The 24,795-nt window shown below is 63.1% G+C and carries 27 protein-coding genes and 3 tRNA genes; 15 read left to right on the forward strand and 15 right to left on the reverse strand.

Annotated elements, in window-relative coordinates:
* Positions 1-77: 77 nt before the first annotated feature.
* Entirely contained in the window at positions 78-731 is a 654-nt protein-coding gene (locus QU596_RS12720; RefSeq protein WP_308515961.1) for a (d)CMP kinase, read from the reverse strand.
* 120 nt (positions 732-851) lie between these two features.
* Between QU596_RS12720 and QU596_RS12725 the strand changes: the two genes are divergently transcribed.
* The 7 genes from QU596_RS12725 to QU596_RS12755 all read left to right on the forward strand — a co-directional run bounded on the left by QU596_RS12725 (position 852) and on the right by QU596_RS12755 (position 5,879).
* On the forward strand, positions 852-1,172 hold the full coding sequence (locus QU596_RS12725) for a TIGR02300 family protein (RefSeq protein WP_308515962.1): 321 nt from the start codon (positions 852-854) through the stop codon (positions 1,170-1,172).
* A gap of 86 nt (positions 1,173-1,258) precedes the next feature.
* Positions 1,259-1,334, forward strand: a tRNA-Ala gene (locus tag QU596_RS12730).
* A gap of 291 nt (positions 1,335-1,625) precedes the next feature.
* Positions 1,626-3,362, forward strand: a complete 1,737-nt coding sequence (gene rpsA / locus QU596_RS12735) for a 30S ribosomal protein S1 (RefSeq protein ID WP_308515963.1) — start codon at positions 1,626-1,628, stop codon at positions 3,360-3,362.
* Positions 3,363-3,496: 134 nt separating this feature from the next.
* Entirely contained in the window at positions 3,497-3,793 is a 297-nt protein-coding gene (locus QU596_RS12740; RefSeq protein ID WP_308515964.1) for an integration host factor subunit beta, read from the forward strand.
* A gap of 42 nt (positions 3,794-3,835) precedes the next feature.
* A tRNA-Leu gene (locus QU596_RS12745) sits at positions 3,836-3,921 on the forward strand.
* A 90-nt stretch (positions 3,922-4,011) separates the two neighbouring features.
* Positions 4,012-5,601 carry a putative bifunctional diguanylate cyclase/phosphodiesterase gene (locus QU596_RS12750; RefSeq protein ID WP_308515965.1) on the forward strand — a complete coding sequence of 530 codons (1,590 nt, stop codon included), beginning with the start codon at positions 4,012-4,014 and terminating at the stop codon, positions 5,599-5,601.
* Between the two features lie 107 nt (positions 5,602-5,708).
* Complete coding sequence (locus QU596_RS12755; RefSeq protein ID WP_308515966.1) at positions 5,709-5,879, forward strand: hypothetical protein; 171 nt, start codon at positions 5,709-5,711, stop codon at positions 5,877-5,879.
* A 3-nt stretch (positions 5,880-5,882) separates the two neighbouring features.
* On the opposite strand, the gene QU596_RS12760 is transcribed toward QU596_RS12755, so the two are convergent.
* Positions 5,883-7,157, reverse strand: a complete 1,275-nt coding sequence (locus QU596_RS12760; RefSeq protein WP_308517999.1) for an MFS transporter — start codon at positions 7,155-7,157, stop codon at positions 5,883-5,885.
* Positions 7,158-7,252: 95 nt separating this feature from the next.
* On the opposite strand from QU596_RS12760, the gene pgsA reads away from it, so the two are divergent.
* Both pgsA and katG read left to right on the forward strand, forming a co-directional pair.
* Entirely contained in the window at positions 7,253-7,819 is a 567-nt protein-coding gene (pgsA, locus tag QU596_RS12765) for a CDP-diacylglycerol--glycerol-3-phosphate 3-phosphatidyltransferase (RefSeq protein WP_308515967.1), read from the forward strand.
* Between the two features lie 110 nt (positions 7,820-7,929).
* Positions 7,930-10,158: a catalase/peroxidase HPI gene (gene katG, locus QU596_RS12770; protein ID WP_308515968.1), complete on the forward strand. Its 2,229-nt coding sequence runs from the start codon at positions 7,930-7,932 to the stop codon at positions 10,156-10,158.
* A gap of 24 nt (positions 10,159-10,182) precedes the next feature.
* Here the strand turns inward: katG and QU596_RS12775 are convergent, their stop codons facing one another.
* Together QU596_RS12775 and QU596_RS12780 are read right to left on the reverse strand one after the other, a co-directional pair.
* Positions 10,183-11,133, reverse strand: a complete 951-nt coding sequence (locus QU596_RS12775; RefSeq protein ID WP_308515969.1) for a hydrogen peroxide-inducible genes activator — start codon at positions 11,131-11,133, stop codon at positions 10,183-10,185.
* A 166-nt stretch (positions 11,134-11,299) separates the two neighbouring features.
* On the reverse strand, positions 11,300-12,064 hold the full coding sequence (locus QU596_RS12780; protein WP_308518000.1) for a sulfite exporter TauE/SafE family protein: 765 nt from the start codon (positions 12,062-12,064) through the stop codon (positions 11,300-11,302).
* Between the two features lie 142 nt (positions 12,065-12,206).
* On the opposite strand from QU596_RS12780, the gene epsC reads away from it, so the two are divergent.
* Both epsC and QU596_RS12790 read left to right on the forward strand, forming a co-directional pair.
* Positions 12,207-12,893, forward strand: a complete 687-nt coding sequence (epsC, locus tag QU596_RS12785; RefSeq protein ID WP_308515970.1) for a serine O-acetyltransferase EpsC — start codon at positions 12,207-12,209, stop codon at positions 12,891-12,893.
* Positions 12,890-13,231: a DUF2794 domain-containing protein gene (locus QU596_RS12790; RefSeq protein WP_308515972.1), complete on the forward strand. Its 342-nt coding sequence runs from the start codon at positions 12,890-12,892 to the stop codon at positions 13,229-13,231. The genes epsC and QU596_RS12790 overlap by 4 nt, the downstream gene beginning before the upstream one ends.
* Here QU596_RS12790 and QU596_RS12795 read toward each other — a convergent pair.
* Positions 13,212-14,333 carry a hypothetical protein gene (locus tag QU596_RS12795; RefSeq protein WP_308515973.1) on the reverse strand — a complete coding sequence of 374 codons (1,122 nt, stop codon included), beginning with the start codon at positions 14,331-14,333 and terminating at the stop codon, positions 13,212-13,214. The genes QU596_RS12790 and QU596_RS12795 overlap by 20 nt on opposite strands.
* A gap of 140 nt (positions 14,334-14,473) precedes the next feature.
* Between QU596_RS12795 and QU596_RS12800 the strand changes: the two genes are divergently transcribed.
* Positions 14,474-14,857, forward strand: coding sequence for a hypothetical protein (locus QU596_RS12800; RefSeq protein ID WP_308515975.1), 384 nt, complete (start codon positions 14,474-14,476; stop codon positions 14,855-14,857).
* Here the strand turns inward: QU596_RS12800 and rsmD are convergent.
* Together rsmD and QU596_RS12810 are read right to left on the reverse strand one after the other, a co-directional pair.
* Positions 14,835-15,368 carry a 16S rRNA (guanine(966)-N(2))-methyltransferase RsmD gene (rsmD, locus tag QU596_RS12805; protein ID WP_308515976.1) on the reverse strand — a complete coding sequence of 178 codons (534 nt, stop codon included), beginning with the start codon at positions 15,366-15,368 and terminating at the stop codon, positions 14,835-14,837. The genes QU596_RS12800 and rsmD overlap by 23 nt on opposite strands.
* Entirely contained in the window at positions 15,365-16,144 is a 780-nt protein-coding gene (locus QU596_RS12810; protein ID WP_308515977.1) for a pseudouridine synthase, read from the reverse strand. Before QU596_RS12810 ends, rsmD begins: the two co-directional genes overlap by 4 nt.
* Positions 16,145-16,191: 47 nt before the next feature.
* On the opposite strand from QU596_RS12810, the gene QU596_RS12815 reads away from it, so the two are divergent.
* Both QU596_RS12815 and QU596_RS12820 read left to right on the forward strand, forming a co-directional pair.
* Entirely contained in the window at positions 16,192-16,629 is a 438-nt protein-coding gene (locus QU596_RS12815) for a response regulator (protein WP_308515978.1), read from the forward strand.
* Positions 16,630-16,693: 64 nt separating this feature from the next.
* Positions 16,694-18,034: an AmpG family muropeptide MFS transporter gene (locus QU596_RS12820; RefSeq protein WP_308515979.1), complete on the forward strand. Its 1,341-nt coding sequence runs from the start codon at positions 16,694-16,696 to the stop codon at positions 18,032-18,034.
* Here QU596_RS12820 and QU596_RS12825 read toward each other — a convergent pair.
* The 4 genes from QU596_RS12825 to QU596_RS12840 are packed head-to-tail and all read right to left on the reverse strand — an operon-like array spanning position 18,031 to position 21,098.
* Positions 18,031-19,251, reverse strand: coding sequence for a bifunctional folylpolyglutamate synthase/dihydrofolate synthase (locus tag QU596_RS12825; protein ID WP_308515981.1), 1,221 nt, complete (start codon positions 19,249-19,251; stop codon positions 18,031-18,033). The genes QU596_RS12820 and QU596_RS12825 overlap by 4 nt on opposite strands.
* Entirely contained in the window at positions 19,251-20,108 is an 858-nt protein-coding gene (gene accD, locus QU596_RS12830) for an acetyl-CoA carboxylase, carboxyltransferase subunit beta (protein WP_308515982.1), read from the reverse strand. The genes QU596_RS12825 and accD overlap by 1 nt, the downstream gene beginning before the upstream one ends.
* 16 nt (positions 20,109-20,124) lie before the next feature.
* Positions 20,125-20,811, reverse strand: coding sequence for an orotidine-5'-phosphate decarboxylase (gene pyrF, locus QU596_RS12835; RefSeq protein ID WP_308515984.1), 687 nt, complete (start codon positions 20,809-20,811; stop codon positions 20,125-20,127).
* A complete protein-coding gene (locus tag QU596_RS12840) occupies positions 20,808-21,098 on the reverse strand; it encodes a lipopolysaccharide assembly protein LapA domain-containing protein (RefSeq protein ID WP_308515987.1) in 291 nt (96 codons plus the stop codon). The genes pyrF and QU596_RS12840 overlap by 4 nt, the downstream gene beginning before the upstream one ends.
* A gap of 151 nt (positions 21,099-21,249) precedes the next feature.
* Between QU596_RS12840 and QU596_RS12845 the strand changes: the two genes are divergently transcribed.
* Entirely contained in the window at positions 21,250-22,536 is a 1,287-nt protein-coding gene (locus QU596_RS12845; RefSeq protein WP_308515989.1) for a serine hydrolase domain-containing protein, read from the forward strand.
* Position 22,537: 1 nt separating this feature from the next.
* On the opposite strand, the gene QU596_RS12850 is transcribed toward QU596_RS12845, so the two are convergent.
* The 4 genes from QU596_RS12850 to QU596_RS12865 form a co-directional block, all read right to left on the reverse strand.
* Positions 22,538-23,035, reverse strand: a complete 498-nt coding sequence (locus QU596_RS12850) for a hypothetical protein (protein WP_308515990.1) — start codon at positions 23,033-23,035, stop codon at positions 22,538-22,540.
* 50 nt (positions 23,036-23,085) lie between these two features.
* Entirely contained in the window at positions 23,086-24,315 is a 1,230-nt protein-coding gene (locus QU596_RS12855; RefSeq protein WP_308515992.1) for an NnrS family protein, read from the reverse strand.
* A gap of 76 nt (positions 24,316-24,391) precedes the next feature.
* Positions 24,392-24,468, reverse strand: a tRNA-Arg gene (locus tag QU596_RS12860).
* Positions 24,469-24,559: 91 nt separating this feature from the next.
* Entirely contained in the window at positions 24,560-24,736 is a 177-nt protein-coding gene (locus QU596_RS12865) for a hypothetical protein (protein ID WP_308515994.1), read from the reverse strand.
* Positions 24,737-24,795 lie beyond the last annotated feature (59 nt).

Genomic DNA, 24,795 nt, shown 5'->3' on the forward strand with positions numbered 1-24,795 from the left:
TTGCGCAATTGACTGAAGTCCACTTCGTTGCCCCCGCGTCCTAGTGGCAGGAAGAAGTGAAAATTATCCTATCAGCGCTAGGCCGACTGCTTCAGACGTTCTTCGACAAGGCGGATCGCGGCGGAAATTGCTCCGTCGGCGTCGAGGTCGCTGGTATCGAGCGTGATCGCGTCGCCAGCGGCCTGCAATGGCGCGACTTCGCGACCGGCATCACGCTCGTCCCGCGCATGGATGTCGGCCAGGACGTCGTCATAGTGCGCGTTCATCGAGCGCTGAAGCAGTTCCTTCAGCCTGCGCTGCGCGCGGACTTCCGCTGAGGCTGTAACAAACAGCTTCACATCGGCGTGGGGAGCAATGACTGTGCCGATGTCGCGGCCGTCAAGCACTGCCCCGCCCGGCTGAGCGGCAAAATCCTGCTGTCGCTTTAACAGCGCAGTGCGAACGGATGGGTAGGCCGAGATCATGGAAGCGATTTTGGAGACTGGCTCACTGCGAAGTTCGGGATCGCCGGGATCGAAGCCGAGATCGTCGCAAGCGCGCAGCGCCTCGAACTCATTCCCTGCGTCTCCGCCCCAGCGCCACAGGTTCAACGCTACCGCGCGATAGAGCAGCCCGGTGTCCATGTGCGGGAGGCCGAAGCGATCGGCGAGCGCGCGTGCGATCGTTCCCTTACCGCTTGCGGCAGGGCCATCGACGGCAATGACCGGCGCCAGGTTGACCCTGTCCTTCAATGTCGCTTCCTCGCCCAAGGGCGCCAGCTTTGACAGGGGCATATGCCTATGGCAAGGCGCGCCGCCGATGGCAGGGCTCGGCCCGGCCCACCGAAAATTTGCATTGGAGTTCAAACCCTCATGGTGAAACCCGAATGGGGCACCAAGCGCACTTGCCCCAAGTGCTCGACCCGCTTTTACGATCTCGGCAAGGACGATCCCGTCCATTGCATCGAATGCGGCACCGATTTCGTGCCGGACCCGGTCCTGAAGTCGAAGCAGCCGCTCGCCTTCGAAGCGGCCCCGACGGCCAAGCAGCAGCCGGCGCAGGATGACGAGCTGGCGGCGGACGATCTGGCGGTCGATGAAGACGCCGAAGTCAGCGCCGACGAAGAAGTCGATCTGGAGACGGGCGACGACGATTTGGGCGTCGAAACCGGCGGCGACGACGACGAAAATTGATTGATTGCGGCCGGGCGGAAGCCTGGCTGCGATATTCCCCCTTTTCCAGTCGGGGGAAGTTCGCCTAAGGGCGACATCCAGGACGTGGGGCCGTAGCTCAGCTGGGAGAGCGTCGCAATGGCATTGCGAAGGTCAGGGGTTCGATCCCCCTCGGCTCCACCATCCTCCTCCCAACAGGATGAACTTGCCGCTTAAGCTCCTCTAAGCTAAGGCGCGCAGCGTCCGGCGGGCGATGACCCGCGGACAGCCCGTCTCTCTGGCGAGCGCGTACGGTGTTTCGGCTCGGCCGGCGCTGGGACGCGCTCTTTGCCATGGGGCTGTCTGCAGCGAATACTCGACGGATGTCTCCTGCACATGGTGTGCCGGGGACAATGAACCAGGTCCGCATGTTGGAGCCCGCCATGGTGGCGCGGCGCGGCAGGCCGATTTGATATTACGAGAGACCACAATTTTATGGCGACCACGACATTCCCGTCCCGCGACGATTTCGCGGCCCTTCTGAACGAAAGCCTTGGCGGCGAGAACGAAGCCTTCGAAGGCAAGGTGGTGAAGGGCACCGTCACCGGGATCGAGAATGACCTGGCAGTGATCGACGTCGGCCTCAAGAGCGAAGGCCGCGTTCCGCTGCGCGAATTCGCCGCGCCGGGCCAGAAGGCCGACCTCAAGGTCGGTGACGAAGTCGAAGTTTATGTCGACCGCGTCGAGAACAGTGCCGGCGAAGCGATGCTGTCGCGCGACCGCGCCCGCCGCGAAGCCGCGTGGGACAAGCTCGAGAAGGAATTCGAAGCCGGCAACCGCGTCGAAGGCGTGATCTTCGGCCGCGTGAAGGGCGGCTTCACCGTCGACCTCGGCGGCGCCGTGGCCTTCCTGCCCGGTTCGCAGGTGGACATTCGTCCGGTCCGCGACGTTCAGCCGCTGATGGACCTGCCGCAGCCGTTCCAGATCCTGAAGATGGATCGCCGCCGCGGCAACATCGTGGTGTCGCGCCGCGCGATCCTCGAAGAGACCCGCGCCGAGCAGCGTTCGGGCCTCATCCAGAGCCTGGCCGAGGGTCAGGTCATCGAGGGCGTGGTCAAGAACATCACCGACTATGGTGCGTTCGTCGACCTGGGCGGCATCGACGGCCTGCTGCACGTCACCGACGTCAGCTACAAGCGCGTCAATCACCCGTCGGAAGTGCTGAACATCGGCGACACGGTGAAGGTGCAGATCATCCGCATCAACAAGGACACGCAGCGCATCTCGCTCGGCATGAAGCAGCTCGAGAGCGATCCGTGGGAAGGCGCCGCCGCCAAGTATCCGATCGACGGCACGTTCCGCGGCCGCGTGACGAACATCACCGAATATGGCGCCTTCGTTGAGCTGGAGCCGGGCATCGAAGGCCTGGTGCACGTCAGCGAGATGAGCTGGACCAAGAAGAACGTCCACCCGGGCAAGATCGTCAGCACCAGCCAGGAAGTCGACGTCAAGGTCCTGGAAGTCGACCAGGAAAAGCGCCGCATCTCGCTCGGTCTCAAACAGGCCCAGTCGAACCCGTGGGAAGCCTTTGCGGCTGCGCATCCGGTTGGCTCGGTCGTCGAGGGCGAAGTCAAGAACGCAACCGAATTCGGTCTGTTCGTTGGCCTCGAAGGCGACGTCGACGGGATGGTCCACATGTCGGACATCGCCTGGGGCGTGTCGGGCGAAGAGGCGCTGGCGCTTCACCACAAGGGTGAGACGGTCACCGCGCAGGTTCTCGACGTCGACGTCGAGAAGGAGCGCATCAGCCTCGGCATCAAGCAGCTCGAAAACGGCGGCGGCGCGAGCGCCGGTGCCGGCGGCGCTCCGTCGGTTGGCGGCGTGAAGAAGGGCGAAGTCGTCACCGTCGTCGTCCGCGCCGTTCAGGATGCCGGTCTCGACGTTCAGGTCGGCGACGACGGCGTGTCGGGCTTCCTCAAGCGGGGCGACCTTGGCCGCGACCGCGACGAGCAGCGTCCGGAGCGCTTCCAGGTCGGCCAGAAGTTCGACGCCATGGTTACGGGCTTTGATCGTTCCAAGAAGCCGAACTTCTCGATCAAGGCGATGCAGATCGCCGAAGAGAAGCAGGCCGTCGCGCAGTACGGTTCGTCGGACTCGGGTGCGTCGCTCGGCGACATCCTCGGCGCCGCGCTCAAGGAAGCGCAGGCCGGCAAGACCAGCAAGAAGAAGTAAGTGTTTCAATATGCGGCGTTCCTTTCGGGGGACGCCGCATGAAACCATCTTGCGTGGGACAGAATATCCTGACAGCGTGACGGTCAGGCGGCTCCGGGGGGCTTGGGGCCGGTGCATTCAATGCGGGGACGCCGATGATCCGTTCTGAACTGGTGCAGAAGCTCTGCACCGATTTTCCCGACCTCACCCAGCGTGAAGTCGAAGGCGTCGTCAGCGCCATTTTCGATTCCATCACCGATCAGCTGGCCAAGGGCGGCCGCGTCGAGCTGCGCGGCTTCGGCGCCTTTTCCACGCGGAATCGCGACGCGCGCGTCGGCCGCAACCCGCGGACTGGCGAGAGCGTGTCGGTCGATGCCAAGCGCGTGCCCTACTTCAAGCCGGGCAAGGAAATGCGCGAGCGGCTCAATCTTCAGGAAGTCACCGCGGAATAACGGTTGACCCGCCGGCCCTGTCGAGTGGACAGGGTGAGTGTTGCGGACGTGGCGGAACCGGTAGACGCTGGAGACTTAAAATCTTCTGCCCTTTGGGCGTGCGGGTTCGAGTCCCGCCGTCCGCACCATCGAAGGTTAATGCCGCCCAGGCGTAGCAGGCCAATTATTTAACCCTTGTTCGCTAATGCTCGCGCTCACGTAGTCGTAGCGGGTCCTCGGTGAGCAAAGCGAACAATTCCAGGTTGATCAACGCGCGCCGCGACGTCGTCGTATTGGCGGTGCTCATCACGGCCGTGATGATGCTGATCTGGAACGGCAGTTCCTTCTTTCACCGGCTCAACATCGGTGGTGCGCAATTCGGCCCGCAAATCCGTCTGGCCAGTACGGCGCTGACGCTGAATGTCGCTTTGATCCTGTTCGGCTGGCGGCGCTACGTCGACCTGCAGCACGAAGCTGAAATGCGCGCCGAGCATGAACGCCGCGCCGTCGTGCTTGCGACGACCGACACCATCACCGGGCTCTATAACCGCAAGGGTTTCGCGGATCGTGGGGGCGAACTCTGCGTGGAAGCGGCGGAGCGCGGCGATGAGATGGTGGTGATCTCGTTCCAAATCCACCGGTTCAAGACGGTCAACGATCAGCACGGCTATGAAACGGGCGATCGATTGCTGAAGACGATCTCAGTGGCCTTGGCCGACGAGCTTGGGCCGGATTCGGTCCTCGCGCGGCTTAGCGGCGACGAATTCGCCGTGGCCTTGGCGCTTGCCGACGATCAGATCAGCCGCGCGGACAAGCTCGCCGAGAATGTGCTCAAGATTGTAACCAAGCCACTGCTGTTCGACGACAAGATCATTCAGGTCGGGGCGTTCGCCGGCATCGCATCGGCCAGAGGCGGCGACGTCCGCATTCCGGACCTGCTGCGACGCGCCGATATCGCGATGGACCATGCGCGTAGCGGCCGCACCGCGCGGCCGATCTGGTTCGATGCCGGCATGGAGCGCGCACTGATCGCGCAATCGGAAATCGAGCAGGGGATCCGCGTCGGCCTCGACCACGGTCAGTTCGTGCCGTTCTTCGAGCCTCAGGTAGACCTATCGACTGGCCAGATCGTCGGGTTCGAAATGCTCGCCCGCTGGAACCATCCGTTGTCGGGGATGATCGGGCCGGACGTTTTCATCGCGGTGGCTGAGGAGATCGGTCTGATCGGGCGGCTTTCCGAGCATGTCATTGCCGAAGCGCTGCGTGAGGCGGCAAATTGGGATCCGTCGATCAAGATTTCGGTCAACATCTCTCCGTTTCAGCTCGCCGACGGCTGGCTGGCCCAGCGCATCGTCCGAACGCTCGCCGACACCGGATTCCCCGCCGAGCGCTTGGTCATCGAGATTACGGAAAGCTCCCTGTTTGCCGATATCGATCTGGCGCGGACGATCGTCACGAGCCTGAAGAACCAGGGTATCCGACTTGCGCTCGACGATTTCGGCACCGGCTTTTCGTCGCTTGCCCACCTACGCTCGCTGCCGTTCGACATCATTAAGATCGACCGCAGCTTCGTCACGCAGATCAATGCCAAGCGCGAGAACACGGCGATCGTGCGAGCCGTGAGCACCCTGGCAAAGGCGCTTCAGGTGCCCGTTTGCGTCGAGGGTATCGAGAACGAAGAATCCTATCGCACTGTCGTGCAGCTCGGCTGCGAAATCGGGCAGGGCTGGTACTTTGGTAAAGCGATGCCGGCCGAAGCGGCGCGGGAGATGCTCAACGCACGCGAGCGCAACAATGAGGTTCCCTTCCGCAGCGTAAGCGCAGGCTAAGCACTCTACGACCAGACGTTTTGGCGTCCCGTCGCGGGACGTAGGGAGCCGCTTGCGCTCGACGTGGTTTTTGACATGGTAAAGACCACGTTAGGAACTGTCCGACCATGCAGCTTGCCCGGCCCGTAATCGCAGCCAATCCGCGCCAATTTGGCCGCGGACCGTTTCGCTGGGATCATCTGGTGCCGGCGCCTGCACGGCAGTTTTCTTCGGACCTTAAGCTGTTCGCGATGACTTTCGCTGCCGGCTTCCTGTTCGTGTCGATCCTGATCGGCTGAGGATCAGTCGCAGGCTTGGTGGAGCTTCCAGCCCAGCCAAGCGGAAACCACGCACATTGCCGCCACCAACAGCAGCTGACTTCCCGGTCCGAAGCCGAGGCTGCTGAGCCCGAATGCCAGCCCGGATCCGACGACCATCGCGCCGGAATTGACGATATTGTTGGCGGCGACAGTACGGGCGGTCTCCGACTGGTCGACGGTTGTGGTCAGGAAGGCGTAGAGCGGCACCACGAACATGCCGCCGGTTATCGAGATCGTCAGCAGCGCCAGGATCATGAGAGGCGCGCTCGGCTGGTAAAGGAAATTGCCGAGCGTGATCAGTTCGCCGTCCGCGTGGTCCGCCCAGCTCTGGGCCACGAAATAAAGGAACAGAACGCAAACGCCCATCGCCAGCACGGAACCCGGTGCGAACCGGGCCGACACCTCGCTCTTGAGCAGCCGGTTGATCAGGATCGAGCCGATCGCAATTCCGATCGAGAAAATGGCGATGAATAAGCTTGCCACATGCTCGTCCGCGCCGAGGACGTTTTTGACGAGCGGCGGAAAGATGATGATCATCACCGCGCCGATGGTCCAGAAGAAGCTGATGGCGCAGATCGCGAGGAACAGCCGCGGAATGTGCATGGTCCCGCTCACCAGCCGAACCGACGCACGAAAAATATGCCAGTCCGGTGGGCGGGCGTCGCTATGCGGGGGAGCCGAGGGCACCTGACGTCCGGTCAAAAAGCCGACCGCGGCAATGATCACAGTAGCGGCGGCCGCAATCTTGGGGAAAGCGGCCAATCCGCCGGCCGCAATCGTGCCGCCCAAAATGGCGAGGTAGGTTCCTGCCTCCACTAGGCCCGTGCCGCCCAGCACCTCGTCCTTGTGCAGGTGCTGGGGAAGGATGGCGTATTTAATCGGGCCGAAGAATGTTGAATGGACACCCATGGCAAAGACTGCGGCGAGCATTAGCGGCACGCTTGCGAAAATCAGACCCGCGCCGCCGACCGCCATGATAATGATCTCGGCGAGCTTCACGATCCGAATGAGGTGTGCCTTGTCGCGAATGTCCGCCAGCTGTCCGGCGGCAGCCGACAAGAGAAAAAAGGGCAGGATGAACAGCCCCTGCGCGATCGCGTTGAACTGCGCTTCCTTCGTCGCGTCCGAATAGAGCTGATAGGTGACGAAAAGGACGACGCCCTGCTTGAACAGACTGTCGTTGAACGCGCCGAGAAACTGCGTTGCGAACAGAGGCACGAACCGCCGCGCGCGGAGCAGATGGGTAACGTTCTGGATCAAGTTGAGGCGATTACTGCAATGAAGAGAGGAGCGAGGGCATAGCCAGCTTTGCCTGACGCGCCAAACCCTTCTAACGCTCGCGTCCGAAAACGATGCTGTCGCTGCCGAACCTCCTCACGCTGTCCCGCATCCTCGCGGTGCCGATCCTCGTCTTCCTGCTGTGGCGGCCGGCACCGATCGATTACGCGATAACCTTCGTGCTCTACTGCCTGGTCGGCATCACCGATTATTTCGACGGATATCTTGCGCGGGCCTGGGGCAGCATCTCGCGCCTTGGCCAGTTCCTCGATCCCATTGCCGACAAGATCATGGTGGTTGCAGTGCTGATCATGCTGATCTCCAGCCGCAAGGCGAACCCTATTCCCGAGATCGCGGGCCTGCACATCATCGCCGCGCTGATCATATTGCTGCGCGAGATCATCGTCTCTGGGCTGCGCGAATTTCTGGCATCGCTGCAGGTGTCGGTACCGGTCAGCGCGCTGGCCAAGTGGAAGACGACGATTCAGCTCATTGCGCTCGGGGCGCTGATCCTTGGCGGGGCAGTCCCGCACATGCCGTGGGTTCATACTGTTGGACTGGTCAGCCTGTGGGCCGCGGCTGCCCTGACGCTGATCACCGGCTACAGCTACCTGCGCACCGGTCTGCGCCACATGGACTAAGCTGTAATCGATTTTGTGCGTCTGACTGAACGACTTTAATCGTTTCAGCCGTTTGATCGACACGCCTAGGCAGCACCTCGACTGAGTCACAATCGGAGAGGTTTGCGAGCATGGACGCGAAGACTGGCGAAATGGGTGGTTGCCCGATGGGTCATGGTGATGGTGGCGTCCGCGCGCTTCTTGGGCGGCAGAACCGCGATTGGTGGCCGGATGCGCTGGCCGTCGACATCCTCGCGCCGAACGGCGCCGCAAACCCGCTTGGCGATGACTTCAATTATGCCGAGGCGTTCCAGAAGCTCGATTATCAGGCGCTGAAGGCCGATCTCACCGCACTGATGACGGACAGCCAGCCGTGGTGGCCGGCGGATTATGGCCACTACGGGCCTTTCTTCATCCGCATGGCCTGGCACGCAGCGGGCACCTACCGCACCGGCGACGGCCGTGGCGGCGCCAACAGCGGTCAGCAGCGCTTCGCCCCGCTCGATAGCTGGCCCGACAACGGCAACCTCGACAAGGCGCGCCGCCTGCTGTGGCCGATCAAGCAGAAGTACGGGAACAGCATCAGCTGGGCCGATCTCTTCATTCTCGCCGGCAATGTCGCCATCGAATCGATGGGCGGGCCGGTGTTCGGCTTCGGCGGTGGCCGCGCGGACGTCTTCGAACCCGAAAAGGACATCTACTGGGGCGACGAAGACAAGTGGGTGAACGAAGGCGTTCAGACCCGTATCGACGAAGAGCGTGGGCTTCAGGACCTCGACGGTCCGCTCGCCGCAATCCAGATGGGCCTCATTTACGTCAATCCGGAGGGTCCGGGCGGCAATCCCGACCCGCTGAAGTCTGCCCGTGACATCAAGGCGACGTTCGAGCGCATGGCGATGAACCATGAGGAGACCGTTGCGCTCACCGCCGGTGGTCACACGTTCGGCAAGGCGCACGGCAATGGCGATCCCTCGACGCTCGGCGCGGCGCCTGCCGGCGGCGATCTCGCGGCGCAGGGCTTCGGCTGGGTCAGCGGCGAGGAGCATGGCGGCATCGGTGAGCACACCGTGACCAGCGGCATCGAGGGTTCGTGGGTGAACACCCCCACGCAGTGGTCGGAGAACTACTTCCGCCTGCTGCTCGACTATGAATATGAGCTCGTCCGCTCGCCTGCGGGCGCGCAGCAGTGGCAGCCGATCAACCAGAAGGAAGAGGACATGGCCCCGGCGGCCTGGGATCCTTCCAAGAAGGTTCCGACGATGATGACCACTGCGGACATGGCGCTGAAGATGGACCCGGAATTCCGAAAGATTTCGGAAAAATTCCGCAACGATCACGAAGCGTTCAAGGACGCGTTCGCGCGAGCGTGGTTCAAGCTGACCCACCGCGACATGGGTCCGAAGGTCCGTTACCTCGGCCCGGACGTCCCTGCGGAAGACCTGATCTGGCAGGACCCGATTCCGGCCGGTAATACGCCTTCGGACGCCGATGTCGCTGCGGTGAAGGCGAAGATCGCGGACAGCGGCCTGACAGTTCAGCAGCTGGTGAAGACGGCTTGGGCGTCGGCTTCAACCTACCGCAAGTCGGACCATCGCGGCGGCGCCAATGGTGCGCGCATTCGCCTGGCTCCGCAAAAGGACTGGGAAGTCAACGAGCCGGCCGAGCTGGCAAAGGTGCTGAGCACGCTCGATGGGTTGCGCGGCAATCTGTCGATGGCAGATGCGATCGTTCTTGGTGGGGTCGTTGGGCTCGAGAAAGCCGGCGCGAAGGACGTTCCGTTCCTCGGCGGCCGCGGCGACGCGACGCAGGAGCAGACGGACGCCGACAGCTTCAAGTGGCTCGAACCGGAGGCTGACGGCTTCCGCAACTATCTGCCGAAGAAGCTGCGGGTGAAGACGGAAGAGATGATGCTCGACCGTGCCGCTCTGCTCGGCCTTTCGGTGCCGGAGATGGCCGTTCTAGTTGGCGGTCTTCGAGTACTCGGTGCCAACTACGGCAACAGCCAGCACGGTCACTTCACGAAGCGCACCGGTGTCCTGACCAACGACTATTTCGTCAATCTTCTCGACATGACCAATGTCTGGAAAGCCGTCGATGGGTCGGGCGACGAGGAATATGTTGCCACCGATCGCGCCAGCGGCGGCGAGACTTGGCGCGCAACGCGTGCGGACCTGGTGTTTGGCTCGAACTCGGAGCTGCGCTCGGTCGCGGAAGTCTACGCGCAGAAGGATTGCGAGCAGAAGTTCGTTCGCGACTTCGTCAAGGCTTGGACGAAAGTGATGAACGCCGACCGCTTCGATCTTCAGCAGAAGGCGAAGAAGGCGGAGCCGATCGGCATCGCCGAACCGGCCAACGCGTAAGCATTGATTGGCGCTCGGGCTGGCTCAGGCCGGTTCGAGCGCCGACACATCGACCCGTCGCATTTCAGGCGCGACGTCCCCCACAATCTGGCGAAGTGACGCCGCGAGCATCTGGAATTCGCTCTCGCGCGGGCTCGAGCGGCGCCAGATCAACGCGATCCGACGAAACGAATGCGCGGATTCCAGTGGTTTTGCATCCACGCCGGTTCCGGAAAGAATGCCGGCCTCGATCGCCATTCCCGGAATGAAGGTCAGGCCCAACCCATTGTCGACCATCTGCACCAAAGTGTGCAGCGACGTTCCCATCATCGCCGCCTGAGCGCGCAAATCCGGCCGATTGCAGGCCGAAAGCGCGTGGTCTTTCAAACAGTGTCCATCCTCCAGCAGCAGAAGGCGATTCTCGTCGATGGTCGCGGCATCGATGACGTCTGCCGTCGGCGCTTCCCCGCGCGGGTAGGCGACGAACAACGGATCTTCGAACAACGCGACGCTGTCGATCTCCCCGCAAGGGAAGGGCAGGGCGAGCAGGACGCAATCGAGCTGACCGCGATGCAGCGCCTCACACGCGGCGCCGCTAGTCTCCTCGCGTAGGTAGAGTTTCAGCTCCGGCCACTGCTCGCGGAGGCGTGGCAGCATCGTTGGCAGGAGGAAGGGAGCGATGGTGGGAATGACCCCCATCCGTAGCTCACCGTGAAGAGGGCGTCCCTGCGCGCGCGCCAGTTCCGCCAACTCTTCGGTCTCACGGAGGACCTTGATCGCCTTGTCCGATATCTTCTCGCCGAGCGACGTGAAGCGCACAACGCGTCGCGTCCGCTCGACCAGCGTCACGCCAAGCAATGTCTCAAGCTCGCGAATGCCTGCCGACAGGGTCGACTGCGTTACGAAGCAGGCATCGGCAGCCTTGCCGAAGTGACCGAGCCGCCGCAGCGCGACGAGATACTGAAGCTGCTTGATGGTGGGCAGGTGGACGATCATTAATCGAAAAATCCAATCACACGGAGGGTGGTAATGGACTTGAACGATTTACGCGAGTCACCACATCCCATGTGCCTCCTCGGAGGCGCGCTGGCCGCCTTGCCCCCTGAGAAGGCCAGCGTTCAATAGGGGCGGGCACTCTCCCCAGGCCCGCCCCTAAAATCCTTTAGCCAAAAGCACGGTAGAGGCCGAACAGGCTGATTATCGTCAGCAGCGCACCGACAAAGGTCAGCAACCGATCGGGATCGACCCGCTTGGCGATGGGGGCTCCAAAGGGAGCTGCGACCACGCCGCCGATCAGCAATCCCAGCGTCGCGGTGGTGAAGGCCGCCCAGCCAAGCGTCGCCAGGAACGTCGCGCTGATTGTCACGGTCAGAAAGAATTCGGCGGTGTTGACGGTCCCGATCGTCTTGCGCGGGTTGCTTCCCTGGACGAGCAAGTTGGACGTGACGATCCCGCCCCACCCGCCGCCGCCCGCGGCGTCGAGGAATCCCCCGATCAGGCCCAGTGGCGAGATAACCCGCGGCCGCCGCTCGGTATGGCGATGCATGATCCCGCGGTAGAAAAGATAGATGCCAAGGATCGCGAGATAGCCGAGCACGAATGGTTTGGCGGTTCCGGCCGGTAAGGCAGTCAGCACATAGGCACCGAGGACACCCCCGATCACGCCCGGGATGACGATCTTGAAGAAAAGCCACCAGTCGACGTTGCGATGCGCGACGTGGCTGATCCCGGAAACCGCCGTAGTAAAGGTTTCCGCGGTATGCACGCCCGCGGACGCTGCTGCTGGCGGCATCCCCATGCTGATCAGCAGGGTGCTTGAAATCTGGCCGTACGCCATGCCCAGCGCGCCATCAACGAGCTGCGCGGCAAAGCCGATCAGGATGAATGGAAGGAGCACCGACGGGTCGGCAACGATCGAAGGCAGGATGCGCGTCGCTCCAGCTGTGGCATGTTCGTTTCGCCCAACGCCGGTCCGCCAACAAGGCTCCGACGCGCCGCTCGGCCCGCGCCCGCTGGTATTCGGCGCGTCGGCGACATAAATTAAACCGGAAGTTGAAGGACGTTTAAGCTTGTCGTCGAGCCTGATTGCTTATCTGGACTCCGTAAAGTCGCGCGACCCAGCTGCCCGTTCGCGGTGGGACGTGCTGTTCTATCCTGGGGTCACGGCCCTTGGGCTGCACCGTGTCGCGCATTGGCTATGGGAGGGGCGCCTGTTCTTCCTGGCCCGCCTCGTCAATCATTTGTCGCGTTTCCTGACGAGCATCGACATCCATCCAGGCGCGAAGATCGGCAAACGCTTCTTTCTCGATCATGGCTTCAGCGTGATCGGCGAGAGCGCGGAGATCGACGACGACGTCACGATCTACCAGCACGTGACTTTAGGCGGGACCAATCCGACCACTGGGATCGGCGGAAAGCGCCACCCGACCTTGCGCTCCGGCGTCGTGGTGGGATCGGGCGCGCAGGTGCTCGGTCCGATTGAGGTCGGCGAAGGGGCGAAGATTGGCGCGAATTCTGTTGTGACCAAGAGCGTCGAGCCGGGTCAAACGGTCGTTGGCATTCCGGCGAAGCCGGTCCCGATCGACGTCGTCCACTATAGTCCCGGGTTCATGCCTTACGGTACGCCGTGCGGCGAAGACGTTGACCCTGTCCGCGCCAAGTTGTGCGAGATGGAAGAGGACATCGGCAAGCTTCGGGCCGAGTTGCAAGCCCTGCGCGCTACGTCCCAGCCCCAGCCGAAGGTGAAGAGCGCTTGAGCATCATCGCGCCGTTCCCCCTGGCTTGGGACCGGCGCCCCGTTGCCACTTTCGATCGCAAGGAGCTGATGCGGATCCTCGATCTGTACGGCCGGATGGTCGCCGCCGGGCACTGGCGGGATTACGCACTGCGGATCGACCCTGACGTGGCCGTCTTTGCGGCCTTCCGCCGCCATTCGGAACGTCCCGAGGTGCGCATAGAAAAACGCCCCGCACTTCGGCTGAAGCAGGGGGCGTTCGCGTTGATCGGTGAACATGGTGCCGTGCTCAAGCGGGGCCAGGAACTAAACAATATCCTGGCCCCGCTCGAGCGGCGGCTCATGCGGCTGATTGACTGATCGCCGGACGATCCAGGTTCGGCAACCGCTCTTGCAGCGTCGCCGGCAGCCGGGTGACGATCAGGCGGCGGGCCTGATGCCAGAAGGCCGATAGCAGCAGTAGCGCAGAACCAATGACGAGGAACGTCAGCGCGACGTTGAGCTCCACGGCGCCCACGCTCTTGAACAGCTCGATCAGCGCATAGAGCACATAAGCAAGCGCCGAGACCAGCAGCGCCCGGCGATCCACCGCCAACGCCGTCAGGCCGAACAGCACGTACAGCGCAACGACCCCCAAGGCTTCGCCCGGACCGACGACGCCATTGTTCAGGCCCATCAGCGTGAAGATCGGGTGCGCGATCATCGGTGCGGCCAGCAGGTGCAGCCAGAAGGCGACGTCGGAACGACGGGTCAGCCGCGCGCGGTCCGACGCATCCCACCACATGGCGAACAGGAACACGCCGATGCCGAGCAGCAAGATGAAGCCAAGGATCAGGTTCTTGGCGCTCTCACTGTCGCCGGGCTGAACCACCGCGAGGACAATCGCGAGGAAAATGCCGGCGACGGCGGCGGCACCCGCCGCGACGGTGATCGGCACGTGGAATCGGCGCCAATGAAGGTAAGCGCCGCCAGCCGCGACGAGCGCGCTGACGCCGCCGACCATCGCTGCCAGTGCTTCATTGTCGTTGTTGAACGAGGCGGGACCGATTAGCTGAACCAGCAGGAATGCGGTCGTGGCAAGTACGGACCCGACGAAGGCCAGCAACAGCAGGATCGACGGCAGCGCCATCCGACGCCTGGCCGTGAAGTAGGTGGCCAATGCCCAGGCCGTGGCGGCGATAAACAGTGGCGCGAGGAAGCTCGGTCCACTCTCGCCATGTTCGGAGACGATCATGTGGGTCGCTTGACCGATGCTCTGACCGATCCAGCCAACCGCGATCAGCAGGATCGCCGCAGCGATCGAAACGAAGATATCGTTGAAGCCGGTGATGAGCCTGAACTGCTCCTCGTCCGGAATTGCCGTTGAGCGTTGCGCTTCGACGTGCGCGCGCAGGGCGTCGGCGGCGCTCGCCGTAATCGCGCCGGATGCGACCGCATCGTCCAATTCCTGTTGTGAATACATAGGGCCCTCCTGTTGGACGCAACTCTAGCGCTCGGTGTATTATCGTGTCAATACACCATGGCGGACACGAATTGCGGGCGGTGGGATACGGCCTCGCTCGCGTGAGTTAAGGTCCGCAGACAGTTTTCAGGAGCGAATTCATGGCCAAGGCATCTACCGCCAAAAAGGACAGCAGACGAACCGAGAAAGAGTCGCGGAAGACGGGCACGTCCGTCGTTCGGGCGCGCGCAGCATCTGAGGATCGCCGCGAGAAGTCTTCGGAAGGTTTCGACGCAAGCGACGCGTTCATTAAATTGCTGCAAAGTCCGCTGGTGGCTGAACTTGTCGCCGTAGCTGCAACTGCTGCGCTGGCTGCGCTGGCGGAGAAGGGGTACTCAACCAACGGCAGCCGCCGTGGCCGTGCAGGCAATGCCGTCAAGGCGGCCGGCAAAGCGGCCGCCGCAGCAGTCGGGCGGCGGCTAAGCACTGAAATCGACGAGATTCGCGCTGCGGCGACGGCGTCTAGGGACGGCGCAGCAGCGTAAGTCGGGCGCGACCAACGTCACGGACGGTATCGATGACCAGCGCGCCAGGGTCGACCTGATCGGCGCGGCTGGTCTCGATGCTCATCCAGCCGCCGGGTGTTAGCCAGTCTGCGGCAAGCACGGAGCTTACGAGCGTGTCCGCGTGGCCCTGGTCGTAAGGGGGGTCGGCAAGGATTAAGTCGAATCTCTTGCCCCTCGGCAGGGACAAAGCGGAGCCAGGCAGTATCTCGACGTCCGCTCCGAGCTTGGCGGCGTTCCGGCGGATGACGCCTATCGCGACGGCATCTTTTTCGACAAAGGTCGTGGCCGCCGCGCCCCGGGACATCGCTTCGAATCCCAGCGCGCCACTGCCGGCGAACAGATCCGCCACTCGCAATTCGTCGAATCCGCCGAGGCGGCTGGCCAGCATTGAGAACAAAGTCTCGCGTACGCGGTCGGCGGTCGGTCGTGTCGCTGGGCCTTGGGGCGCTTCGAGCGGACGACCACGCCAGCGCCCGGCGATGATCCTCATTTCAGCGTCTTGCGGAATGCCTCGAGCGCGCCTTCGGGCACTTCGTCGATGTCGCCCGGCTGCAAATCGTCGACGGTTAGCGGGCCGTAGGCGGTTCGGATCAAACGGGACACACGCAAACCGAGGTGGGCAAGGACGTTGCGAACCTCACGGTTTTTGCCTTCGGTGAGGCTCATCTCGACCCAGCAATTGCTGCCGGTTCGCCGCTCGAGATTGGCGTTGATCGAGCCGTAGTGGATACCGCCCACCGTCACACCATCCGCCAGGTCTTCAAGTTGCGCCTGGGTCACCTGGCCATAGGCGCGAGCGCGATAGGTCCGCACCACGCCTGTTCGCGGCAGCTCCAGCTGGCGCTTCAGCTCGCCGTCATTGGTCAGCAGCAGCAGCCCCTCTGTAAGGAAATCGAGGCGTCCCACCGGCATCACCCGAGACATTCCGGGTGGGAGGCGATCGTAGATCGTCGGACGGCCCTTGGGATCGTGCGCGGCCGTGATTGTGCCCTGCGGCTTGTAAAAGCGAAACAGGCGCGTGGCCTTGGCTGGACGCACCGGACGGCCATCGACAGTAATCCCGCTAACGTCGTCGACTAGGGTCGCCGGCGTCATCAGCTTCTCGCCGTTCAGCGCAATGCGGCCCTCGGCAATCATCCGCTCGATCTCGCGCCGCGATGCAATGCCCGCGCGCGCAAGCAATTTCGCGATGCGCTGCGGTCCGCCTTCGCCCTTCTGTGGCGCAGCGGGCACAGCCGGGCGGTTGTTGTTTCGGCGCGTGGGCACTGCTTTGCGCTTCGTTCGTTGCGGTGGCGTAGTCATGTGGGGTTCGGATGCTGTTCGGGAAGCGTAAGCAGGTCGTCAAGCGGATCCTCATCGTCGAGGATGAGCCGCTGACGGCGTTCGACAACGAAAATACCCTTGCGGCCGAGGGTTATGAGATCGTCGCGACGGTCGATGACCTCGACGAAGCGCTCGACGTGCTGGAACGCGAACAGGTTGATCTCATCGTCAGCGACGTGCGTCTACGTACGCAGAAATCCGGCATCGAGCTTGCCAAGACGGCCAAAGGAATGGGCGTTCCGACCCTTTTTGCTACCGGCCACGCCTATCCAGGAGCGGCTGAAATCGCGGTCGGATGTTTGCTCAAACCCTATACGGAGCGGCAACTGTGCAAAGCGATTGCCTCCGTCGATCGGCATCTTCAGGGTGAAAAGGTCAAAAAGACTAAAGGCCTCGAGCTGTTCGGTCGTGTCGACGAAGCGGAATAGTCACCTCTAGCCAGCGCTTCCCCGGCTGCTAACATCGCTTCACTAGCGCCGAGGGGAGGAAACATTGGCCACTGCATCACAGGAAGCCGGCGGCGGCTTCGTCGCGGGCATTCGGCCGTATCTTGAGCCGGCGCCTTTGACGGCGCTGTTTCTCGGCATCTCGTCAGGTTTTCCGTTCACGCTGCTGGCTGCGACACTCACGCAGCGGCTGTCCGAAGCGGGCATCGAAAAAAAATCGATCTCGGCGTTCGCGCTCGCGCTGCTGGTGTACAGCTTCAAATGGGCCTGGGCACCGCTGATCGACCGCATCAAGCTGCCGGGTTCGAAGACCTTCGGACAGCGCCGAACCTGGCTGTGGCTCGCGGCGTTCTTCGTTTCAGCCGCAGTCGTTGTGCTCGGCTCCGCCGATCCGACGAAAGACATTCAGTCCGTGGTCGTCGGTGCCTTGCTTCTCGGCTTCGCCGGCGCGACGTTTGACATCGTCATCGACGCCTATCGCATCGAGGTGCTGGAACCACGACAGCTCGGCGTCGGCTCCGGCATGTCGCAATATGGGTGGCGGCTGGGTGCATTTTTCGCGGCCTCGATCGCCTTGTTCGTTGCCGCCCGCAGCAACTGGACGATCGGCTATCTCGCCTGCATCCCGCTGGCCTTCAGCGGCCCGATCGCCTCGCTGTTCATGGGCGAGCCGGAGCGGCACCACGAGCCCAAGCCGGTCAAAGGCGCGCGTGCCCTGCTTGACGCTTTCTGGGGTCCGCTTGGCGACTTCCTGAAGCGCGAGGGCGCGCTGCTCGTCCTGTTGTTCGTGCTGATCCACAAGATCGGCGACACCATGGCCAATTTGATGATCCGCGACCTGCTCGTCGGTCTCGGCTTCACCAAAGATGAAATTCTCTACGGGGACGTCTGGGTCGGTTTCTTCGCGCTGCTTGCCGGCATCTTCGTCGGCGGTGTGCTGTACGCGAAGATGGGCATGAAGCGTTCGGTGCTGGTCAGCCTCGTGCTGATGGCCATCTCCAACTTGAGCTTCGCCGGTCTCGCCGCGATGGGCCACTCGATGCCGATGCTCGCCTGGGCGGTTGGGTTCGAGAATTTCGCCAGCGGCATCGGTGGGGTCGTCGTGGTCGCCTACCTCTCCGCGCTCTGCAACCTTCGCTACACCGCGACGCAGTTCGCGCTGCTTTCGGCAGCAGCTGCAATCGTCGGCCGCTTCCTCACTGGCACCACCGCCGGGTCGCTCATCGAGAGCATGGGCTACGTTAACTTTTACCTGCTGACGACGGTCATCGCGCTGCCTGGCGTGTTTCTCTACGCGTACATGCTGAAGGCGGGCCTGATCGACGAATCCATCGGCGATGCAGGCACCGAAGGTGAGGGCGACGCCCGCGCGGAAGCCAAGGCCTAGTCGGGCAGCTCGTCGTTCGCGGCGAGCACCTGACCCGCGAGATAGAGAGAGCCTGCGATCAGCCTCGGGCCGGGAATCTGCCTCAGCGCAATTTCGACCGAGGGTGACGCTTGCCCGCCGAACTGTCTTGCCAGCGCGATTGGATCGTGGTGCGCGTGTTCGATCACCGGAACGAACGTCAGAGAAAGCGCATGCGGCTTCAGCGCATCGACGATGCTGGCCGCATCCTTGTTGGCCAGAATTCCAAGGACAACGTGCATTGAGCCGCGCTCGGACAGCACGGCCGCAAGGGCTTCCGCGGCTTGCGCATTGTGCGCGCCGTCGATCCAGGTCGCGCCCAATTTAGTAAGCGGGCCGTCCTTTAAGCGCTGAAAGCGTGCCGGCCATTTTGCGCGAGTGATCGCCTCTCGGAAGGTGGCGTCTGACACGGACACGGCATTTTGCGCGCTAAGCATCTGCCACGCGAGACTTGCGTTTTGCCGCTGATGCGGCCCTTCCAAAGCTGGACGGAGTTCAGGATCGGAAGCCCAGTCGCGTCCTTCAAGGAGAAGCGTTGCGCCGCGGTCTCCCGCGACGCGGATGATTGCGGTTTCGGCTTCGGCTGATTGCGATAGACTGACCAACGGCACGCCGCGCTTAGCGATCGCGGCTTTCTCGGCAGCGATCTCAGCCATTGTCTCGCCGAGCAGCTGCTGATGATCGAGGCCGATGCTGGCGATGCCGGTCGCAACGGGCGCTTCGATGACATTGGTCGCGTCGAGACGCCCGCCCAACCCCACTTCGAGGACACAGGCATCAGCCGGCGTGCGAGTGAAGGCGAGAAATGCTGCGATAGTCGCGACTTCAAAGAAGCTCGGCTGAATATCGATGCCCGCGTCGATGACCTCGGTCAGCAGCTCGGCCAGCCAGTCGTCCTCGATCAGCCGACCGGCCACCCGGATACGCTCGTTGAAGCGAACTAAATGCGGACTGGTGAAGACGTGGACCGACTGTCCCGAGGCTTCGATCGCCGTACGCAGGAACGCTACGGTCGAGCCTTTGCCGTTGGTCCCGGCAACGTGGAACGTCGGCGGCAGTCGATCTTGTGGTCGGCCCAACCGGTCCAGCAGCGCGGCGACCCGCTCGAGCCCGAGCCGATCGCCGGCAGGCGATGTCATCGAAAGCCGGTCTAACTGGGCTTGGACGCCCGGATGCACCGAGCGCGCGAAGTCGGCCATTAGGCGGCCTTCCTGTCCTCCGGCGAGAGGTAAGCGACGAGCAGGGCAAGCTTTTCCTTCAGGTCGCCGCGCCAGACGACCATGTCGATCATGCCGTGCTCCAGCAGATACTCGGCGCGCTGGAAGCCCTCGGGCAATTTCTCACGGATCGTCTGCTCGATCACTCGCTGCCCGGCAAAGCCGATTAACGCCCCTGGCTCGGCAATCTGCACGTCGCCCAGCATCGCGTATGACGCCGTGACGCCTCCGGTGGTCGGGTCGGTCAGTACGACGATATAGGGCAACCCCGCCTCGCGCAGCTCCGCCAGCGCGACCGTTGTGCGCGGCATCTGCATCAGGCTGAGGATACCTTCCTGCATCCGCGCGCCGCCCGCGGCCGTGAACAGGATGTACGGCGCCTGATCGGCAATAGCCGCGCGCACGCCCGCGACGAACGCCGCGCCAACGGCAATGCCCATCGACCCGCCCATGAACCCGAAGTCCTGGACGCCGATGACTACTTTTTGCCCGTCGAGCTTGCCGCGCGCATTCACCAGCGCATCTCGCTCACCATTCGCGGCGCGCGCGGCTTTCAGACGATCCGTATAGCGCTTCGTATCGCGGAAGCGCAGCGGATCCTCGCGAACCTCCGGTGCTGGCAACAACTCATATTGCGCGGCATCGAACAATTGCTCGAACCGGGTCGTCGGGCCGATCCGGTCGTGGAAGTTGCAGCGCGGGCAGACGCTATAATTTTCTTCCCATTCCTTGACGAACACCATCGTCCCGCAGCGCTTGCACTTGTGCCACAGGTTTTCGGCGGTCTGCCGCTTGGGCAAAAAGGGGATGCCGTTGCGAACCCGGTCCAGCCAACTCATGCGATGTTCCTCTAATTCAGGCGGGCATCTGCGACAGGCCCGCCGCGATGTCCACAATCGCCTGTGCGGGGTCCGCCGCTTCCGTGATCGGACGGCCGATGACCAGCACCGACGCGCCATCGTCGAGCGCTTGCTCCGGCGTGACAACGCGCTTCTGATCGCCAGCCGGTCCTCCGCTTGGCCGAATTCCGGGCACGACAAAAAAGCCCGATGGCCACTCAGCGCGCGCAGCGCCAACCTCAGCGCCGGAGCAGACGATACCGTCGACACCTGCGTCGCGGGCGATCCATGCCAGCCGCGCCACCTGGTCGGCAGGCGACCGTTCGATCCCGAGATCATTCAAGTCGCCGGCGTCGAGGCTGGTGAGCAGCGTCACCGCAACGACCTTCGTCTCCGGAGGCGCGGCCCGCTTCGCCGCACTCAGCATTTCGCGCCCACCGGCCGCGTGCACAGTCAGGATCGCCGGTCGAAGTGGCGCCAGGGCCGCGACGGCTTTTGCGACGGTATTCGGGATGTCGTGTAACTTCAGGTCGAGGAAGATGGGCAGTCCAAACTCTGCGATGCGCGCGACGCCCGCGGGCCCGTTGGCCGAAAAGAATTCCAGCCCGACCTTCAACCCGCCCGCATGCCTTTTGACCGCCTCGGAGATGTCCTGCGCACGCCTAAGGTCCGGCGTATCGATGGCGACATAGATCGGGTTCATGCGACGGGCGTCTCGGCTGAATCAGCAACGGGCTCTGGCGTCAGCGCCGCGACCCGGTTCCGCTCCAATGCGTCGACACGGCGGTCAAGCGACCAAATCCGCGCGCGCAGAATCAGCCAGGTCGGAAGGAATCCGACCAGGAAGATGATCAGCATTAGGACCGGCAGTTTGACGTCGGCCTGAATATCGCCCCAGAGATTGAGGGTGACGGCGGTCCAGTTACGGCTTGCGAAGAGCGCGATCAGTACCGCGATCAGGACCCAGAAAAGGGTCTTCAGAAATTGCATGGTGGGTCATTTAGGCCAGCCGTGCGTTGAAGGCCAGCCGCGAGGCATTCCACCGCGCAGGCGAGTCGCTTCGTCGCAAGCGAGCAATCGCGGCGTTGAGAGGGCGAGGCCCCACAGCCACAACCATTTCCGGGTGGGGAGAAGAGTAGTTTTGCAAAAGGCACATAAGTACGGTCTCGGCGCGTTCGTGCTGTTGATGGGCGCGTCGCTGCTGGCGATGCGGCCGCATCCGGCCGAACCAGTTTCGCCAAAGCCCACCGCGGCCCATCTCAAGCTTGCAGCCCTCTCGACCGATGCGCGGCGAGATGTCGACTATCGCCTGCTGGACGCGCGTCTTCGCCAGCTGATCACCAAGCCGACGATGGTCGGCCTTGCGGTCGGCGTCGTTGAGAACGGCCGAATCACCTTCCTGAAGGGCTACGGCGAAACCGCCGCCGGCTCGGGCGATCCCGTTACGCCGGAAACCGTGTTTCGCTGGGCGTCCTGCTCGAAGGGGGTCGCGGCGACAATGGTCGCCAAGCTCGCCGAGCAGGGCAAGCTCGACCTCAACGCTCCGGTCGCGAATTACGCCCCGGACTTGAAGCTGCCGGCAGGCAACGAATATCGCGCCACCGTCGGCGACGTGCTCTCCCACCGCGTCGGCCTCTATCGCAACGCCTTCGACAACAAGCTCGAAGAGGGGCAGGATCCGAGCATGTTGCGCGCATCGTTGTCGCAGCTCAACGCCACCTGCCAGCCCGGTACTTGCTGGTCCTACCAGAACATTGCTTACGATTCTTCGAGCGAGATCGTCTCGCGGCTTACCGGCATGCCGTACGAGCAGGCGGTTAAGCGCATGCTCTTCGATCCGATCGGCATGACGAGCGGCAGCGTCTCGATGAACGGATTGTTGTCGAACAAGAGCTGGGCGCGCCCCCACAGCGTCGGGCGGCGCGAGCTGCCCATGGTCGATACCTATTACAAGGTACCTGGCGCCGGCGGCATCAATAGCAACATCAAGGACATGTCGCTCTGGATGCTCGCGCAGATGGGCGAAATGCCCGACGTCGTCGACAACAAGGTGCTCGACACCATCCACGCGCCCTACGTCGTCACCCCGACCGAGCGCGGGCGCATGCGCAAGTTTCTCGAGCGGCTGGGTACGGCCTGGTACGGCTACGGCTGGCGAAGCTACGATTATGCCGGCCACCGCATCGTCGGCCACCGCGGGGGCATCAACGGCTATCGCTCGCTGATCCTCTTCGATCCGGCCAAGAAGAGTGGTGTCGTCGCGCTGTGGAACAGCAATACCAGCCAGCCTGGCGGCGTCGAGTTCGAGGTGATGGACATGCTCTATCACCTCCCGTTTCGCGACTGGCTCGAACTGAACAAGAGTCCTGCGCAGTCGGTTGCAGCTTCGGATGCCGAACCCGAAAACGGCGGTGGCGACCGCTCGTAGCCTAGCCGCCGATCCGTCTTTGAATGGCCGCTACCCGCGCGGCCTGCCGAGTTCCGATAGCCCCGACCACATCCGCGGCCTGCTTGATGGCTTCGAAATCAGCGGGCGCGATCCCGCCCTTGTTTTGCAGCGCACTCGCCGCAATCGCATCGATATCGCCCGCCGCGCGGGCCGCTGGCTCGCGAGCGGCAACCGCCGCGCTTAAAGCCTGCTGGGCAGCGATCCAGCTCTCGCTGCGTGGGGCACCTGCGGTGGCAGCTAATCGTTCAGCCTGGTCGGCCGCCTTATCGAATGCGCCGCTACCGCCCTGTGCCTGACCGACCAGCGCGGCAAGCCTGTCAGCCAGCTCGGACGATATCGGCCTGTCGTTCAGTGGCCGCGCAACCGGCAAACGCGGATCGATAGTCTCGGCGGGCCGCGGCTGCAGAGACGGGTAGGGGCCGCCCGGCGCGCTGCAGGCAGTCACGATGAGGATCGGCGAAAGGATTACACGGCGCATCGGCGCCGATGTCTAAATGTCCTGCTCTGACCTGACAATGAATTGGAGCGTTACTCGCCCAGACGAGGCTTCCAAAGCACCGGCGCGTACGCCACGAGGAAGAGCAACAGGGCGGCGCCCCAAGCCGAACCCGCAACGTCCATTCCGATCCGATAATCGATGAGGGTGAGCGAAGCGCTGACGCGCAAGACTGCGCCAACGGTGACGAGCACGTACAGCGTGATCGTCGCGGTGTTCGCTTTAAGCTCTCGTGCGGTGTGGCCAAGACTGGCGCGGGTCATCACCGCCAGGATCGTCGTCGCCATCGCGCCCGCCGTCAGCGCGTGAACGGCCGCGCTACGGGGAACGTAACTCATCAAGCTCAATCCGAGCAAAGTCAGTCCGATCGGCAGCCACGCGTAACCGACGTGCAGGATGAAAACGAGCGGATCCGCAAGCGTCCGGATACCGCTCCACCGGGCCAGTCTCACGGCCTGCAGGACCGCCGCGAGCAGAACCAGCATTCCAGTCGGTGCTTCCGCCGGACCACTCAGCCAGGCGAGTAGCGCGATTGCCGTGGTGCCGATTACGGCCCTGTCGAATTTGCCGGGCTGGGTCGGCAGATTGTCACGACGGTCGCGCTTCACCATCCAGTTGCGGGTGAACGAGGGAATAATCCGCCCCCCGATCAGCGAGATGAGCAGCACGACGATCGCAATTGCCATCTGCCACCCAAGATCACTCGATGAGATCATCCCCGCCGCGGCGAGATAATCGAAGGCGTTGGCGACAGCGAATAGCAGGACCATGCCAACGACAGGCGCATTGCGATTGTTTGCCGAAAGCACCTCGCGGGCGGCGAGCAGGCCCAAGGTCAGAAAGAAGCCGACGTCTAGAATGGCGCAGGGCCATAGACCGGTGAAGGTTGAGAATAGCAGCGCCAGCCGCGCCGCGACCCATAGGCCGAACAATCCGGCCAGTGGCCAGCCGGCAATTGGCAGCCGACCGGTCCAGTTCGGGATCGCTGTCAGCAGGAAGCCGGCAATCACTGCTCCCACGAAGCCGAACAGCATTTCGTGCCGGTGCCAGGCCAACGCACCAATGGCGGCGGGGATAGTGATGGCTCCCGACAACGACAGCAGCCAAATAGTGAGAGCGATTACAGCCCAAGCGGGTCCGCCGAAGAAGAATGGGCGAAAACCACCGCGAAAAAAAGGATGCGCCGCCGCCATCCGCCGCCGCCGCAACGCGAGCATTTGCTCGCCGCGCGTCACCGTCCCGCTCAATCGTAGCACTGACATGCGCGGGCACTAATCGGAGCCTATGCGGACACCCAATACGTAGAACCCCTGAACAGGCTTGAACGGAAAGAGAAAATGGCGCGCCCGGAACGATTCGAACGTCCGACCCTCAGATTCGTAGTCTGATGCTCTATCCAGCTGAGCTACGGGCGCGCGGGGTGCCGGAAACCGGCAGGGGCGCGACATAGGAGAGGGTTTGGATCGGCGCAACCCTCATCATCTAAGGGGTCGCGCGAAGCGAGACTTAGCTGGCGATCGCAATGTCAGGAGCGAACACTGGACCAGGGCAGGCGACAGCCCGCTGAGCAAAATCTTCGGCTAGCTTGCTGTGCCAGGCGCGCGCCGTTTCGGTCATCGCCCGCTGCGCCGCCATCCGCTCTTCAACCGCCCGGCGGCGGTAATAACGCTCGTTGGACTCCACTTGCCCCTCCGCTCCGCACCGGCAGACCATCGCCCCCGAATGGCTAAACAATGGTTAAT

Origin of the sequence: Sphingomonas flavescens (assembly GCF_030866745.1) — a bacterium.
Lineage (GTDB): Bacteria > Pseudomonadota > Alphaproteobacteria > Sphingomonadales > Sphingomonadaceae > Sphingomicrobium > Sphingomicrobium flavescens.

What these genes read in the sequence shown, in the direction of transcription:
- katG (WP_308515968.1), top strand. Translation starts at nt 7,930, where the DNA reads ATGGACGCGAAGACTGGCGAAATGGGTGGTTGCCCGATGGGTCATGGT.
- QU596_RS12825 (WP_308515981.1), bottom strand. Translation starts at nt 19,251, where the DNA reads ATGGCCGACTTCGCGCGCTCGGTGCATCCGGGCGTCCAAGCCCAGTTA.
- pgsA (WP_308515967.1), top strand. Translation starts at nt 7,253, where the DNA reads ATGCTGTCGCTGCCGAACCTCCTCACGCTGTCCCGCATCCTCGCGGTG.
- QU596_RS12725 (WP_308515962.1), top strand. Translation starts at nt 852, where the DNA reads ATGGTGAAACCCGAATGGGGCACCAAGCGCACTTGCCCCAAGTGCTCG.
- QU596_RS12740 (WP_308515964.1), top strand. Translation starts at nt 3,497, where the DNA reads ATGATCCGTTCTGAACTGGTGCAGAAGCTCTGCACCGATTTTCCCGAC.
- accD (WP_308515982.1), bottom strand. Translation starts at nt 20,108, where the DNA reads ATGAGTTGGCTGGACCGGGTTCGCAACGGCATCCCCTTTTTGCCCAAG.
- QU596_RS12850 (WP_308515990.1), bottom strand. Translation starts at nt 23,035, where the DNA reads ATGCGCCGTGTAATCCTTTCGCCGATCCTCATCGTGACTGCCTGCAGC.
- QU596_RS12795 (WP_308515973.1), bottom strand. Translation starts at nt 14,333, where the DNA reads ATGTATTCACAACAGGAATTGGACGATGCGGTCGCATCCGGCGCGATT.
- QU596_RS12800 (WP_308515975.1), top strand. Translation starts at nt 14,474, where the DNA reads ATGGCCAAGGCATCTACCGCCAAAAAGGACAGCAGACGAACCGAGAAA.
- rpsA (WP_308515963.1), top strand. Translation starts at nt 1,626, where the DNA reads ATGGCGACCACGACATTCCCGTCCCGCGACGATTTCGCGGCCCTTCTG.
- QU596_RS12815 (WP_308515978.1), top strand. Translation starts at nt 16,192, where the DNA reads ATGCTGTTCGGGAAGCGTAAGCAGGTCGTCAAGCGGATCCTCATCGTC.
- QU596_RS12855 (WP_308515992.1), bottom strand. Translation starts at nt 24,315, where the DNA reads ATGTCAGTGCTACGATTGAGCGGGACGGTGACGCGCGGCGAGCAAATG.
- QU596_RS12775 (WP_308515969.1), bottom strand. Translation starts at nt 11,133, where the DNA reads ATGATCGTCCACCTGCCCACCATCAAGCAGCTTCAGTATCTCGTCGCG.
- pyrF (WP_308515984.1), bottom strand. Translation starts at nt 20,811, where the DNA reads ATGAACCCGATCTATGTCGCCATCGATACGCCGGACCTTAGGCGTGCG.
- QU596_RS12755 (WP_308515966.1), top strand. Translation starts at nt 5,709, where the DNA reads ATGCAGCTTGCCCGGCCCGTAATCGCAGCCAATCCGCGCCAATTTGGC.
- rsmD (WP_308515976.1), bottom strand. Translation starts at nt 15,368, where the DNA reads ATGAGGATCATCGCCGGGCGCTGGCGTGGTCGTCCGCTCGAAGCGCCC.
- QU596_RS12840 (WP_308515987.1), bottom strand. Translation starts at nt 21,098, where the DNA reads ATGCAATTTCTGAAGACCCTTTTCTGGGTCCTGATCGCGGTACTGATC.